This window comes from Halomonas sp. ABH4_019, assembly GCF_056159885.1.
Genome location: NZ_JBSWWC010000002.1, coordinates 188,734 through 202,337 on the forward strand (window position 1 = coordinate 188,734; position 13,604 = coordinate 202,337).

General features: G+C 70.6%; 9 protein-coding genes and 1 tRNA gene. 5 read left to right on the forward strand and 5 right to left on the reverse strand.

Annotated elements, in window-relative coordinates:
* Positions 1-31: 31 nt before the first annotated feature.
* On the reverse strand, positions 32-1,840 hold the full coding sequence (gene radD / locus ACXAFN_RS08040) for a DNA repair helicase RadD (protein ID WP_474987768.1): 1,809 nt from the start codon (positions 1,838-1,840) through the stop codon (positions 32-34).
* Positions 1,841-1,906: 66 nt separating this feature from the next.
* Complete coding sequence (locus tag ACXAFN_RS08045; protein ID WP_474987769.1) at positions 1,907-2,422, reverse strand: AmiS/UreI family transporter; 516 nt, start codon at positions 2,420-2,422, stop codon at positions 1,907-1,909.
* A 213-nt stretch (positions 2,423-2,635) separates the two neighbouring features.
* Between ACXAFN_RS08045 and ACXAFN_RS08050 the strand changes: the two genes are divergently transcribed.
* The gene (locus ACXAFN_RS08050) at positions 2,636-2,848 is read left to right on the forward strand and encodes a transposase family protein (RefSeq protein ID WP_474987771.1); all 213 of its coding nucleotides are present in this window, start codon (positions 2,636-2,638) and stop codon (positions 2,846-2,848) included.
* A 73-nt stretch (positions 2,849-2,921) separates the two neighbouring features.
* Here ACXAFN_RS08050 and purL read toward each other — a convergent pair whose 3' ends face one another.
* The gene (purL, locus tag ACXAFN_RS08055) at positions 2,922-6,857 is read right to left on the reverse strand and encodes a phosphoribosylformylglycinamidine synthase (protein WP_474987773.1); all 3,936 of its coding nucleotides are present in this window, start codon (positions 6,855-6,857) and stop codon (positions 2,922-2,924) included.
* 166 nt (positions 6,858-7,023) lie between these two features.
* On the opposite strand from purL, the gene mltF reads away from it, so the two are divergent.
* Together mltF and ACXAFN_RS08065 are read left to right on the forward strand one after the other, a co-directional pair.
* A complete protein-coding gene (mltF, locus tag ACXAFN_RS08060; protein ID WP_474987775.1) occupies positions 7,024-8,484 on the forward strand; it encodes a membrane-bound lytic murein transglycosylase MltF in 1,461 nt (486 codons plus the stop codon).
* Positions 8,485-8,493: 9 nt separating this feature from the next.
* Positions 8,494-10,491, forward strand: a complete 1,998-nt coding sequence (locus tag ACXAFN_RS08065) for a GGDEF domain-containing protein (protein WP_474987777.1) — start codon at positions 8,494-8,496, stop codon at positions 10,489-10,491.
* A gap of 18 nt (positions 10,492-10,509) precedes the next feature.
* Here the strand turns inward: ACXAFN_RS08065 and tadA are convergent, their stop codons facing one another.
* The gene (gene tadA / locus ACXAFN_RS08070) at positions 10,510-10,983 is read right to left on the reverse strand and encodes a tRNA adenosine(34) deaminase TadA (RefSeq protein ID WP_474989090.1); all 474 of its coding nucleotides are present in this window, start codon (positions 10,981-10,983) and stop codon (positions 10,510-10,512) included.
* Positions 10,984-11,073: 90 nt separating this feature from the next.
* On the opposite strand from tadA, the gene ACXAFN_RS08075 reads away from it, so the two are divergent.
* A complete protein-coding gene (locus ACXAFN_RS08075) occupies positions 11,074-11,898 on the forward strand; it encodes an acyl-CoA thioesterase (RefSeq protein WP_474987779.1) in 825 nt (274 codons plus the stop codon).
* Positions 11,899-12,143: 245 nt separating this feature from the next.
* Positions 12,144-13,463, forward strand: a complete 1,320-nt coding sequence (locus ACXAFN_RS08080) for a glycine cleavage T C-terminal barrel domain-containing protein (protein ID WP_474987781.1) — start codon at positions 12,144-12,146, stop codon at positions 13,461-13,463.
* Between the two features lie 59 nt (positions 13,464-13,522).
* Here the strand turns inward: ACXAFN_RS08080 and ACXAFN_RS08085 are convergent.
* Positions 13,523-13,598: transfer RNA gene (locus tag ACXAFN_RS08085), tRNA-Thr, on the reverse strand.
* Positions 13,599-13,604 lie beyond the last annotated feature (6 nt).

Here is a 13,604-nt window from a genome sequence, read left to right on the forward strand (position 1 = left end):
CCAAGGGGCACGCCCCAGGGTAAGCCGCGACTTACCCCGCCTCGGCGGCGAGGCGATAGCGGCCGGTATAGTCGAACAGCTTGCGCCGCACCTGCCAGTGGCGCCCCACCTTGCGGCCGATCACGAAGTCCGGGGCACGCAGCCGGCGCTGCTCGCGGATCACCTCCTCCGGCGTGGTCGGCGACCAGCGCGTGCCGGGGGCGCGCAGGTGCTCGCGCAGGAAGACCGCGGCGAAGGCGCCGCGCTGGGCCGGCGTCTCCAGGGCGAACCACTCGGCCAGGGTGGCACCGTCCTCGTCGTGGTAGACGACCTTGAGGCGCGGCAGGCCGCGGCCGTTGACGGTGGCCTCGAGCTGCATGCCGGAGACGCGCAGCACCCGGGCGTCGCGTAATTTCAGCGCCTCGCGCAGCTTGTCGTCGGCGTCGACCAGCAGCGCCTCGCAGCCGTGGCAGCGCCGCGCCGCGGTATCGTTCTCGGCGCCGCACTGATCGCAGACCTTGAAGCGAAAGCGGAAGCTGCACTGCTGGGGCCTACCGGCGCCCGAGGCCGCGCCATTCCCGCCCTCTTCCTCAACAAGCCCCTGACAGCGCCGGCCGAAGTGCTCGATCACGATCTCGCCGTCGCGCCGCCCCCAGAACAGGTTGGCGTGGCCGCACTGCGGGCACTCGACCTGCACCGGCTCGGTGTCGCCCGCGGGCCTGGGGCTGCCCACCTCGGGGGCGTAGAGGTCCCAGGGGTTGCCGGCGTAGTCGAGGATCAGGCAGTCGGACTTGCCCGGCGCCAGGCGCAGGCCGCGGCCGACGATCTGCTGGTAGAGGCCCACCGACTCGGTGGGCCGCAGGATCGCGATCAGGTCCACGTGGGGCGCATCGAAGCCGGTGGTCAGCACCGACACGTTGACCAAGTACTTGAGCTCGCGGGCCTTGAAGGCTTTGATGATCGCCTCGCGCTCGGCGGCCGGCGTGGCCCCGGTGATCAGCGCCGTCTCGTCGGCGGGCAGGTAGCCGCGGATCTCCTCGGCGTGGGCCACACTGGCGGCGAACAGCATCACCCCGGCGCGCTCGGCGGCGTGGCCGACCACCTCCTCGATGATGCCCGGCGTCGCCCGGTTGCCGGCGGCCACCCGGTTCAGCTCCGCCTCCTGGAACAGCCCGCCGCTGCCGGGCGCGAGGGCCGAGAAGTCGTAGCGCTCGACGGCGGCGTCGACCAGCCGCGGCTCGGCCAGGTAGCCCTGCTTGACCATCAGCCGCAGCGGCTGCTCGAAGACGCAGTCGCGGAAGAAGCAGTCGTCATCGCCGCGCACCATGCCATGATAATGGCGGTGATAGAGGAATCCCTGACCCAGTCGATAGGGCGTGGCGGTCAGGCCCAGCACCTTGAGCCGCGGGTTGCGCTCGCGCAGGCGGGCGATCACCCGCCGGTAGCTCGAATCCTCGTCCAGCGACACCCGGTGGCACTCGTCGATCACCAGCAGCGTGAAATCGCCCCGCCCGTCATCAGGAGAGCCGAATCCGTCCAGATTGCGCACCACCGATTGCACCGAGCCGAACACCACCTGGCGCCCGGATTCCTTGCGGCCCAGGCCGGCGCTGAAGATGTCGGCCTCGAGGCCGTAGGCTCGGTACTTGGCGTGGTTCTGCTCGACCAGCTCGCGCACGTGGGCCAGCACCAGCACGCGGCCGCGGGCCAGGCGCGCCAGCTCGGCGATCACCAGCGACTTGCCGCTGCCGGTGGGCAGTACCACCACGGCGGGATCGTCGGTGGCGCGAAAGTGCTCGACCACCCGGGCCACCGCCTGCTGCTGGTAGGGGCGAAGGCTGGGCGGAGAGGATGCGGTCATGACGGGCCTCTCAGCAATGGAGGCGCCATCTTACCGGCCGAGGCCGGCCGCGTCAGGTGCGCCCGCTCAGCCGAGCAGCCCCTGCAACAGCAGGTAGCCCGGCACCCAGGCGGTCACCAGGCCCTGGGCCAGCGAGGCACGGGCCATCAGGGGTTGCAGCCGCGGGCGATGGCACAGCATCAGGTGGAAGCCGAACCACAGCGCCGCCCAGGCCAGCCAGTTGGCTCCGGACCACCAGTCCCACAGCGCCTCGGCCACGGCGAGGCGCATCAGGCCGGTGGGCAGGGCGGTGAGCGCCACGAACAGGCAGAAATAGCCGAGGCCATGGCCGGAGCTGCCGTTGCGGCGGTTGATCGCCACCCACAGGTAGGTGAAGGCGAACAGCAGCGTCATGGCGGCGGTGCGCACGCTGGCCGCGTCGGCCCCGGGGCCGAAGGCCGCATAGGCGGCCACGGCGAGGCTGACCCCGCCGGCGAAGAAGTTGATCACCTGGATCTCCCGGTCCTCGATGCGCCCCGACAGCCACAGGCCGTTGAGCACCAGCACCGCGCCCACGTACAGCAGACTCAGTCCCTCATGCATGCTTTCGCGCTCCATCCCGGGCGCAGGCCCACATGCCGGCGCTCCGAGGCGCTCTTATAGTCCGTCGCGCCCGATGAGACAAGATTATTTGGAAAAAATTTCCAAAATAATGCCTCGCGGTGCGGCGACTTGACCTGAGCGTCGCCAGCCATGATACCTAGAGATGAGCCAAGGGTGATCGGATCACCCATCGCCGATACAGGAGAGGCGCCCATGAAAGTGAAGACCAGCCCCGAGTGCCCCAAATGCGGTGGCCGCGTGAAACGGCTTCCTCCCGGTCGCCAGGACCAGTATCACGTCTACTGCGACGACTGCGGCCACGACTTCGGCCGCTACGACCATCTGCAGGCCCAGTTTCGCCACCTGCTCGACGACGTGGAGGCGCACCTCAAGTCGCGGGAGCCTTCGGGCAACGGCGCCTCCTGACCCCTCTCCGATACGACGACGCCCGGGCCGAATGCCCGGGCGTCTTGCGTGGTCGGCCTGTCGTGCGCGGCGATCAGCCGAGCCAGGTCCGGGCGTTGCGGAACAGCCGCATCCAGGCGCCGTCCCGGGTCCACTCGGCGGGCCGCCAGGAGTTGGTGACCGCGCGCACCACCCGCTCGGGGTGCGGCATCATCGCGGTGACCCGACCGTCCGGGGTGGTCAGGCCGGTGATGCCGGAGGGCGAGCCGTTGGGGTTCGCCGGGTAGCGGGTGGTCACCTGGCCGTAGTTGTCCACGTAGCGCAGCGCCACCTGGCTCGAGCCCTGGATGCCGCGCAGGTGGCCGCTGTCGCGGAACTCGGCGCGGCCCTCGCCGTGGGCCACGGCGATCGGCAGCAGCGAGCCCTCCATGCCGGACAGCAGGATCGACGGGCTCTCCTCGACGCGCACCATGGCCACCCGGGCCTCGAACTGCTCGGACTCGTTGCGCACGAAGCGCGGCCAGGCCTCGGCGCCGGGGATCAGCTCCTTGAGCTGGGACAGCATCTGGCAGCCGTTGCACACGCCCAGGGCGAAGCTGTCGTCGCGGCCGAAGAAGCCGGCGAACTGCTCGCGGGCCCGGTCGTTGAACAGCACCGACTTGGCCCAGCCGCCGCCGGCCCCCAGCACGTCGCCGTAGGAGAAGCCGCCGCAGGCCACCAGGCCCTTGAAGTCTTCCAGGCCGACGCGCCCTTCCAGGATGTCGCTCATGTGCACGTCGACGGCCTCGAAGCCGGCGTGGTCGAAGGACCAGGCCATCTCCAGGTGGCCGTTGACGCCCTGCTCGCGCAGCACCGCCACCGCCGGCCTGGCGGTGTTGACGAACGGCGCGGCGATGTCCTCGTTCACGTCGAAGCTCGGCTGGGCGGAGAGGCCCGGGTCGCGGCCATCGAGCAGGCCATCGAATTCGCTCTTGGCGCACTCGGCGTTGTCGCGCAGCGCCTGCATCCGATAGCTGGTCTCGCTCCAGGTGCGCTGGGCCAGCAGGCGAGTGGTCTCGAGCAGCGGCTCCTCGAACAGGGTCACGCGGACCTGGTCGTCGTAGCGCGGCCGGGCGATCACCCCGCAGGTCTCGATCCCGGCGCCGGCGAACTGCGCCAGCACTTCTTCGGTGTGCTCGCGGGCCACCTGGATCACCGCCCCGAGCTCCTCGGCGAACAGCGCGTTGAAGGCCTCGGGGGTCTCGTCGATCAGCCAGTCGAGCTTGATCTCCAGACCGGCGTGGGCGGCGAAGGCCATCTCCAGCAGGGTCACCAGCAGGCCGCCGTCGCTGCGGTCGTGGTAGGCCAGCAGCTTGCCGTCGGCGTTGAGGCCCTGGATCACCGAGAAGAACGCCTTGAGGTCCTCCGGATCGTCCAGGTCCGGGCACTCGTCGCCCACCTGGCCGTACACCTGGGCCAGCGCCGAGCCGCCCAGGCGGTTCTTGCCGCCGCCCAGGTCGATCAGGATCAGGTCGGACTCGTCCTGCTCGAGGTTGATCTGCGGCGTCAGGGTCTGCATGGCATCGGTGACCGGAGCGAAGCCGGTGGTCACCAGCGACAGCGGCGCGGTGACGCTCTTCTCCTCGGCCTCGCCCTTGTCGTTCTCTTGCTGCCAGGCGGTGCGCATGGACATGGAGTCCTTGCCCACCGGCACGGCGATGCCCAGCGCCGGACACAGCTCCATGCCCACGGCGTGGACGGCGTCATACAGCGCCTGGTTCTCGCCGGGATGGCTGGCCGCGCTCATCCAGTTGGCGGAGAGCTTGATGTCGCCGAGCTTGGCGATCGGCGCCGCGGCCAGGTTGGTGATGGTCTCGGCCACCGCCAGGCGCGCGCTGGCCGCCGGGTCGATCAACGCCACCGGCGGGCGCTCGCCCATGGCCATGGCCTCGCCAGCATGGGTGTCGAAGGTGGCGGTGGTCACCGCCACATCGGCCACCGGCACCTGCCAGGGGCCGACCATCTGGTCGCGGGCCACCTGGCCCGTGATCGAGCGGTCGCCGATGGTGATCAGGAAGTTCTTGGCGGCCACGGCGGGCAGGCTCAGCACCCGGTCCATGGCCTCGCGCAGGTCGAGGTTGTCGAGCATGATGCCCGGCAGCTCGTGCGTCTGGCGGGTGAATTCGCGCTGCATCTTGGGCGGCTTGCCGAACAGCACGCTCATCGGCAGGTCGACCGGCTTGGTGTCGAAGTGGCCGTCGCGGACCTCGAGGTGATGCGCGTCGGTGGCCTCGCCGACCACCGAGTAGGGGCAGCGTTCGCGGGCGCACAGGGCATCGAAGGTGTCGAGATCCTCCGGGGCCACCGCCAGCACGTAGCGTTCCTGGGCCTCGTTGCACCAGATCTCCAGCGGGCTCATGCCCGGTTCGGCGTTGGGCACCTCGCGCAGCTCGAAGCGCCCGCCGCGCTCGCCGTCCTTGACCAGTTCCGGCAGGGCGTTGGACAGCCCGCCGGCGCCCACGTCGTGGATGAAGCGGATCGGGTTGTCGTCACCCAGCGCCCAGCAGCGGTCGATGACCTCCTGGACGCGGCGCTCGATCTCGGGGTTGTCGCGCTGCACCGAGGCGAAATCCAGGTCGGCGCTGGAGGTGCCGGAGGCCATGGACGAGGCCGCGCCGCCGCCCAGGCCGATCAGCATCGCCGGGCCACCCATCACGATCAGCTTGCCGCCCACCGGGATCTCGCCCTTCTGGACATGGTCCTCGCGGATGTTGCCGTAGCCGCCGGCGAGCATGATCGGCTTGTGGAAGCCGCGGCGCTCGACGCCCTCGGCCCCCAGGGCATCCTGCTCGTAGCTGCGGAAGTAACCGGCCAGGTTGGGACGGCCGAACTCGTTGTTGAAGGCCGCTCCGCCGATCGGCCCCTCGAGCATGATCTCCAGCGCGCTGACGATGCGCTCGGGCTTGCCGTAGTCGAAGGCCTCCCAGGGCTGCACGAACTCCGGGATGCGCAGGTTGGAGACGGTGAAGCCGGTCAGGCCGGCCTTGGGCTTGCCGCCGATGCCGGTGGCGCCCTCGTCGCGGATCTCGCCGCCGGCGCCGGTGGCCGCCCCCGGGTGCGGGGCGATCGCCGTCGGGTGGTTGTGGGTCTCGACCTTCATCAGGATGTTGACCGGCTCCTGATGGGTGCCATAGACGGCGCGCTCGGCGGCGTCGCCGGTCAGCGGCGCGGCGAAGAAGCGCCCGGCCCGGCTTCCGCGGATCACCGCGGCGTTGTCGCTGTAGGCGGAGAGAATGTCGTCCGGCGAGGCCTCGAAGGTGTTCTTGATCATCTTGAACAGCGAGCGCGGCTGGGCCTCGCCGTCGATCACCCAGTCGGCGTTGAAGATCTTGTGGCGGCAATGCTCGGAGTTCGCCTGGGCGAACATCATCAGCTCGACGTCGCTGGGATTGCGGCCGAGCCCCTGGAAGGCCTCGCAGAGATAGTCGATCTCGTCCTCGGCCAGCGCCAGGCCGAGGGCGACATTGGCCTCCTCGAGCGCCGGGCGGCCGCCGGAGAGGATATCCACCTGGCCGAGCGGCGCCGGCTCGTGGTGGGCGAACAGTCGGGCGGCGTCGGAGGCGTCGAACAGCACCGTCTCGGTCATGCGGTCGTGGAGTGCGGCGAGCACCGCCTCGAAGGCCTCCTCGGAGAGCTCGCCGGCGAAGCGCACCCGATAGGCGATGCCGCGCTCCAGGCGCTGCACCTGGGCGAGGCCACAGTTGCGGGCGATGTCGGTGGCCTTGGACGACCAGGGCGACTGGGTGCCGATGCGCGGCACCACCAGGAACAGGCGACCGTCATCGCCGGCCCCGGTGTCGTGGGCCGGGCCGTAGTCCAGCAGCCGCTCGAGCAGGCGCAGGTCCTCCCCGGCCAGCTCCCCTTCGTGGTCGACGAAGTGCACGTAGTCGGCGCCGAGCGCCTCGACCTGGGGAGCCACGGCGTGCAACGCCTCGAGCAGCTTGGCATGACGGAAGGCGGATAGGGCGGGCGCGCCACGCAGTTCGAGCATATCCTGGGGCCTCTGAAACTAGCAGAATGCAGTAAAGACGGGGGCCGCGGCCGGCGGCAACGAGCGCACATGATACTGGAAAGCGCCGGCCGCGAGAAATCGGCGTGGATGACAGCCGTCGAGGGGCTGGGTAAGGTGACAACTCCCATCGCATCCCGACATCACTATGCTGGCATCCCTGCTCGACCATCTCCGTCGCCGGCGGCGGGGCTACGCGACCCTTGGCGCGACGCTGGGGCTGTGGCTGTTCACCGACCGACCGGATCGCACGCCCGGGCCGCTGCTCGAAGACGTGCTGGCGCGCGACTTCCTGAGCATCCATACCCGCAACACGCCCACGACCTACTACGAGGGCCGCCAGGGTCCGACCGGCTTCGAATACGAGCTGATGCGTCGCTTCGCCGACCATCTCGGCGTCAGTCTCAACCTCAACGCCGACCACAACATCGCCGAAGTGCTCGCGGCTGTGCGCCTCGAGGGCGACCTGGGCGCCGCCGCCCTGCCCCTGGAGCCCGGCCGGGAGGGCCTGATGTACAGCCGGCCGATCATGCCGCTGCAGCCGCTGCTGGTCTATCGCCGCGGGCTGCCGCCGCCCAGCGAGCTCGACGATCTCCAGGGCCTCACGATCGGCACCCTCGCCGACACCGGCACCGACCGCGTGATGCGCGAGCTGCAGGCCGAGCACCCCTGGCTCGGCTGGCAGGAGTCCGACGACATCGAGGTCTCGGCGCTGCTCGGCCGCGTGGCCGACGGCGGGCTGGATGCCGCCGTGGTCTACGAGCACCAGTTCCGCCTCAACCGGCTGTTCTTCCCCGAGGTCGAGGACGGCTTCCGGCTGGGCCGGCCGCTGTCGCTGGCCTGGGCCTTCCCGGTCGGCCAAGGGCTGGGGCTGCTGCGCGAGGCCAACCGCTTCCTCGACGAATTGCAGGGCAGCGGCCTGTTGGCCCGCCTCGAGACCCGCTACCTGGGCCGCGACGACTACCTGGAATATGTCGGCGCCCGCACCTTCATCGGCCACGTCCACGAGCGGCTGCCGAAGTACGCTGCCCTGTTCCGGGCCGCGGCCCGCGCCAGCGGCTTCGACTGGAAGCTGCTGGCGGCGGTGGGCTACCAGGAATCCCACTGGCGGCCCACGGCCACCTCGCCCACCGGGGTGCGCGGCATGATGATGCTGACCAACGCCACCGCCGCCGACCTCCAGGTCGACGACCGGCTGGACCCGGCCCAGAGCATCGACGGCGGCGCCCGCTACCTGCGCGAGCTAAAGACCCGGCTGCCGGCGTCGATAACCGGGGAGGACCGCCTGTTCATGGCCCTGGCCGCCTACAACGTCGGCCTCGGCCATCTGTATGACGCCCGCCGCATCGTCGAGATGCGCGGCGGCAACCCCGACGCCTGGCGCGACGTGCGCGAGGCCCTGCCGCTGCTGCAAGAGCGCGAATGGCACAGCAAGACCCGCTACGGCTATGCCCGGGGCGGCGAGCCGGTGATCTATGTCCGAAACATCCGCCGCTACTACGAGATCCTCGACTATGTGGACCGCAGCCGACAGCAGTTCCACCAGCTCAGCGCCCGCCAGCCGCCCACAGGGGATGACCTCTTCGATCGGGTGCCGCCGAGCGGCTGAGGCCGGGACATGAGGCATCGCCTCACCGCCCTGCCCCTGGCCGCCGCCGCGCCGCTGGCGGTGCTGTTCGGGCTGCTGGCGACCGATGCCCCCCCGCCAGGCCAGCTGGCGAGTGCCGCCCTGGTCGGCCTGCTGGGCGCCAGCCAGCTGGCCTGGCACGTCCGTCGGCTGCGCGCCTCGCGGCTGCTGCTGTGGCCGGCCCTGGGCTGGCTGGCCCTGAGCCTGGTCAGCTACCTGCTGCCCGAACACTGGGTGGCCCATGCCAGCTGGAACCATTGGGCCGACCGGCTGGTACCGGGCAGCCACGTCGGCGACTGGCGGCCGCCGCTGCTGGTGCTGGTGTGCCTGACGCTGCTCGGCCTGGTGCTGCTGGCCCGCACCCGCGCCAATCTCGGCGCGCCGCTGCTGCTGGGCGTCGCCACCCTGGCGCTGCTGGGCCAGGGGCTGGAGCGGGCCCACGACCACGAGCTGTTGCCGCTCGCCGCCGGCGGCCCGGTGTTCATCGCCCAGGCCTGCCTGCTGATCGCCCAGTCGCTCGATATCCTCGGCGGCTGGCGCGCCACCCGAGGCAGCGTCCAGCGAGCCCTGTGGCCCTCGCTGCTGCTGGCCGTGCTGACGGTGACGCTCTGGCACCACCAGCGGGAGGTCGATGAACACCGGCTGCGCGCCGAGATCGTGACCCAGGGCCAGCGCCAGGCCGACCGGCTGTCGGCCGAGATCGGCGCGCACCTGACCGCCATGGAACGTTTCGCGGCCTCCTGGCGCTGGCGTGACAGCCCCCCCACGGTCACCCAGTGGGCACGCCAGGCCGAGCTGTATCACCATGATTTCCGCTATTTCCTGAACATCGCCTTCATCGATCCGGACAGCCGCATCCTGCGCGTGCATCCGGCCTCCCAGCTCAACACCGACCTGCTCGGCACTCGCCTGTTCGATGCCCAGCCGGAGGGACAGACGGCCCTCGGCCAGGCACTTCAGGACGGGCGCATCGGCCGCACCGGCATCGTCGGCCTGCTGCAGGGCCAGCCCGGCCTCATCCACTACCTGCCGGTGATTCGGGAAGACGATGGCCGGATCACCGGCGCCGTGGGCGTGGTGGTCGGCCTGCAGGACATGGCCGACGCCCTGTTCCACCGCGAGACCTCCCGGGATACCGCCCTGTCGCTGCTCGACGGCGAGCGCCTGCTCGCCCACCAGGGGCCCGCCGAACGCCAGGGTCCCTGGCGCCATGCCACCTCCCTGGAGCTGAGCGGCCTGCCGCTGACGCTGGTCACCCGCCCATCACGCGACACCCTGCTCGCCCGCCGCTCACGGTTGCCGGGCATCACCCTCGCGGCGGGGCTGACACTGGCCTACCTGCTCTACCTGACGCTGTTCGCCCGCCATCGCATGCTGCTGCAGCATCGCCAGGTACGCCGCTCCAATCGCGAGCTACGCCGCGAGGTGCGCAGCCGTACCCGGCTGCAGCGGGAGATCGAGTGGCTCGCCGATCACGACGACCTCACCCGCCTGCCCAACCGCCGACGCTTCATGCAGGTACTGAAGGAGCATGCCGGGACCCGCCCGCTGAGCGTGCTGCTGTGCGACGTCGATCACTTCAAGCTGATCAACGACCGCCTCGGCCACCTGACCGGGGATCGGTATCTCGCCGAGCTGGGGCGACTGGGCCGGGACGTGATCGAGGCCGAGGGCGGCGTCTTCGCCCGCTTCGGCGGCGAGGAGTTCGTCGCCTGCCTGCCCGACCGGGATGCCGACGGCGCCGAGGCGGTGGCCGCACGACTGCGGGCCGCCCTGGCCGAATCCGGGCTGCGCCACCGGAATGGCGCCCCGCTGACGCTCAGCGTCGGGGCCGCCACCCTGGCGGCGGGACCGCTGGACGCCGACGAACTGCTCCAGGACGCCGACGACGCCCTGTACCGCGCCAAGTCCCGCGGGCGCGACCGGGTCGAGCGGGCGCCCTCGCGCCCCGAGCCCGCCACCTGGCCCTCCGGGGGCACGCCCCGCTGACCGCGCCCGGCGCCGGGGTCAATCGCCGTCGGTGGGCCCCGGGCGACGCTCGGCGAAGAAGGCCTTGAGCAGCTTCGCGACCCGGGTGGCCAGCACGCCGCCCTCCACCGCCACCCGATGGTTGTACCAGGGCTGGGCGAAGAGGTTGGCGCGGGACTCCACCATGCCGGTACGCGGCTCGGCGGCGCCATAGACCACCCGGGCCAGGCGCGCATGGATGATCGCCCCGGTGCACATCAGGCAGGGTTCCAGGGTCACGAAGAGGGTGCAGCCGTCGAGGCGGTAGTTGCCGAGGCGCGCCCCGGCGTCGCGCAGGGCGCGAATCTCGGCGTGGGCGCTGGGGTCGTGGCCGGCCACCGGGGCGTTGTAGCCCGCCCCGACGATCTCGCCGGCGGCGTCCACCACCACTGCGCCCACCGGCACCTCGCCGGCCTCCCCGGCCAGGCGCGCCTGGTCAAGGGCACGGTGCATGTAGAACTCGTCGCTGCGCATCGCCGCCGACTCCCGTAGACTGATGATCATGAAACATGCGTATGACTTCCTGGCGTGGTCCCACGCCAGGCCCCCTGGAGGATACCCGGAATGAGCGATGCCCTGAACGCCCTGGTGGACCTGCTGGCCCTGGAACCGCTGGAGGAGAACCTGTTCCGCGGCCGCAGCCAGGACCTTGGCCTGCCCCAGCTGTTCGGTGGCCAGGTGCTCGGCCAGGCGCTCTCGGCCGCCACCCATACCGTGGACGCCGCACGCCGCGTCCACTCGCTGCACGGCTATTTCCTGCGCCCCGGGGATGCCAGCCGCCCGGTGGTCTATCAGGTCGATGCGGTGCGCGACGGCCGCAGCTTCACCACCCGCCGCGTCACCGCCATCCAGAAGGGACGGCCGATCTTCTTCTGCAGCGCCTCCTTCCACGGCGAGGATCACGGCCCCGGCCACCAGCCGCGCATGCCCGGGGTGACGCCGCCGGAGGCCCTCGACGAGGCCGACCTGAGCCTGCGCTTCCCCGGCCATCCCATCGAATTCCGCCACGTGCAGGATGAGGCCGAGCCCGGCCAGCCGGCCCGCAAGCGGCTGTGGTTCCGCCTGGCCGGGGAGCTGCCCGAGGATCCCGCCCTGCATCGCTACCTGCTCGCCTACAGTTCCGACTTCAACCTGCTGACCACCGGCCTGGTCCCCCACCGTATCCGCTTCGGCGATCCCGGGCTGCAGATCGCCAGCCTCGACCACGCCCTGTGGTTCCATCGCGACGTGCGCGTCAACGACTGGCTGCTCTACGACATGGACAGCCCCTGGGCCGGCGGCGCCCGGGCCTTCACCCGCGGCAGCATCTACGACCGCGACGGGCACCTGGTGGCTTCCAGCGTCCAGGAGGGGCTGACCCGGCTGCGCGACGCGGCCACGGCGGAATAGCCGTCACGGCCGCCGCCGCCCGTTTCTCTGTGGTCGCCCATCCCATGTCGTCGCCGGGAATCCCGGCGTCGCCGCCGGAACGTCCGCCCGCGGTGCCCCGCCTACCTTGAAGACAGCGATGGCCCGCCGCGGGCGACCATCGCGGCGCGGGTCAGGATCGAGGGTGCCTCGACGACGGTCCCGACAGGGTCGCCGCTCGCCCCTCGCTGTCCCTCTGGCAACGAACGGGCGAGGAGTGCCGAGCCATGTCCCATCCAGCCAACGTGAACTTCCAGGACTCCATCGATCAGGGCGATCGCCTGGTGCCGGTCAACCTGCGCCAGAGCGGCGACCCGGGCATCCAGCTCTTGATCTCCAACCGCGTGCGCAAGTCACCCTACTGGCACCTCTCGGTGGAGGCGGGCTGCTGGAAGGCCACCGTCTACAACCGCATGTACCACCCCCGCGCCTACGTGCGCCCCGAGGACGGCGGGGCCATGGAGGAGTATCGCGCCCTGGTCAACGACGTGACGCTGTGGAACGTCGCCGTGGAGCGGCCGATCCGCGTCAAGGGCCCCGACGCCGAAGCCTTCTGCAACTACGTCTGCACCCGTGACGTGACCCGGGTGCCGCCGATGATGGGGCGCTACGTGGTGCTGTGCGATGAGCAGGGCCACGTGCTCAACGACCCGGTGATGCTGCGCGTGGCCGAGGACGAGTTCTGGTTCACGATCAGCGATTCCGACCTGGCCTACTGGTTCAAGGGCATCAACCACGGGCTGCGCTACGACGTGAGCATCGACGAGATCGACGTCAGCCCGTTGCAGGTGCAGGGGCCCAAGTCCGAGGACCTGATCGCCGACCTGGTCGGCGAGGCGGTGCGCGAGGTGCCCTACTACGGGCTGATGGCGGGCACCATCGAGGGCGTCGAGGTGCTGATCTCCCAGACCGGTTTCTCCGGCGAGAAGGGCTATGAGGTCTACGCCTTCGACTCCACCCTGCATGCCGAGACCGTCTGGCACGCCATCCTCGCCAAGGGCGAGGCATACGGCCTCAAGGTGATCGCCCCGGCCCATCACCGGCGCATCGCCGCCGGCATCCTCTCCTATGGCCAGGACCTGGACCACGAGACCAACCCCTTCCAGTGCAACCTCGGCCACATGGTGCCCAAGGCCAAGGAGGCGGACTACATCGGCCGCGCTGCCCTGGAGCGCACCCGCGAGCTGGTCCAGCAGGGCACCCCGCCCTTCTCCCACCAGCTGGTGGGGCTCAAGATCGGCGGCCGCCCCATCGAGGACTATGCCCCGGACTTCTGGCTGGTCGGGTCCGACGCCGAGAGCGCGCCCTGCGGCTGGATCACCTCGCCCTGGTACTCGCCGGAGCTCGGCACCAACATCGCCATGGCCTACGTGCCGGTGGCCGCGGCGGTGGTCGGCACCGTGCTGGTGGCCTGGCTGCCCGACGAGTTCCTCGACATTCCCGGCCAGCCGGTCGATGCCGTGGTCTGCGAGATGCCCTTCCGCGCCTCGGTGAACCCCAGCTCCCGCGAGCGCGCCCGCGCCGCCGGCCGCGACTACGCCTACTGAAGCTCCTGGCTCACGACCAAAAAACCGCCACCCGGTCGGGTGGCGGTTTTCTTATTATGTGGTGCCGGTGAGTGGACTCGAACCACCGACCTACGCATTACGAGTGCGTTGCTCTACCAGCTGAGCTACACCGGCGTGCCG

What these genes read in the sequence shown, in the direction of transcription:
- mltF (WP_474987775.1), top strand. Translation starts at nt 7,024, where the DNA reads ATGCTGGCATCCCTGCTCGACCATCTCCGTCGCCGGCGGCGGGGCTAC.
- ACXAFN_RS08050 (WP_474987771.1), top strand. Translation starts at nt 2,636, where the DNA reads ATGAAAGTGAAGACCAGCCCCGAGTGCCCCAAATGCGGTGGCCGCGTG.
- ACXAFN_RS08065 (WP_474987777.1), top strand. Translation starts at nt 8,494, where the DNA reads ATGAGGCATCGCCTCACCGCCCTGCCCCTGGCCGCCGCCGCGCCGCTG.
- ACXAFN_RS08045 (WP_474987769.1), bottom strand. Translation starts at nt 2,422, where the DNA reads ATGCATGAGGGACTGAGTCTGCTGTACGTGGGCGCGGTGCTGGTGCTC.
- ACXAFN_RS08080 (WP_474987781.1), top strand. Translation starts at nt 12,144, where the DNA reads ATGTCCCATCCAGCCAACGTGAACTTCCAGGACTCCATCGATCAGGGC.
- purL (WP_474987773.1), bottom strand. Translation starts at nt 6,857, where the DNA reads ATGCTCGAACTGCGTGGCGCGCCCGCCCTATCCGCCTTCCGTCATGCC.
- tadA (WP_474989090.1), bottom strand. Translation starts at nt 10,983, where the DNA reads ATGCGCAGCGACGAGTTCTACATGCACCGTGCCCTTGACCAGGCGCGC.
- ACXAFN_RS08075 (WP_474987779.1), top strand. Translation starts at nt 11,074, where the DNA reads ATGAGCGATGCCCTGAACGCCCTGGTGGACCTGCTGGCCCTGGAACCG.
- radD (WP_474987768.1), bottom strand. Translation starts at nt 1,840, where the DNA reads ATGACCGCATCCTCTCCGCCCAGCCTTCGCCCCTACCAGCAGCAGGCG.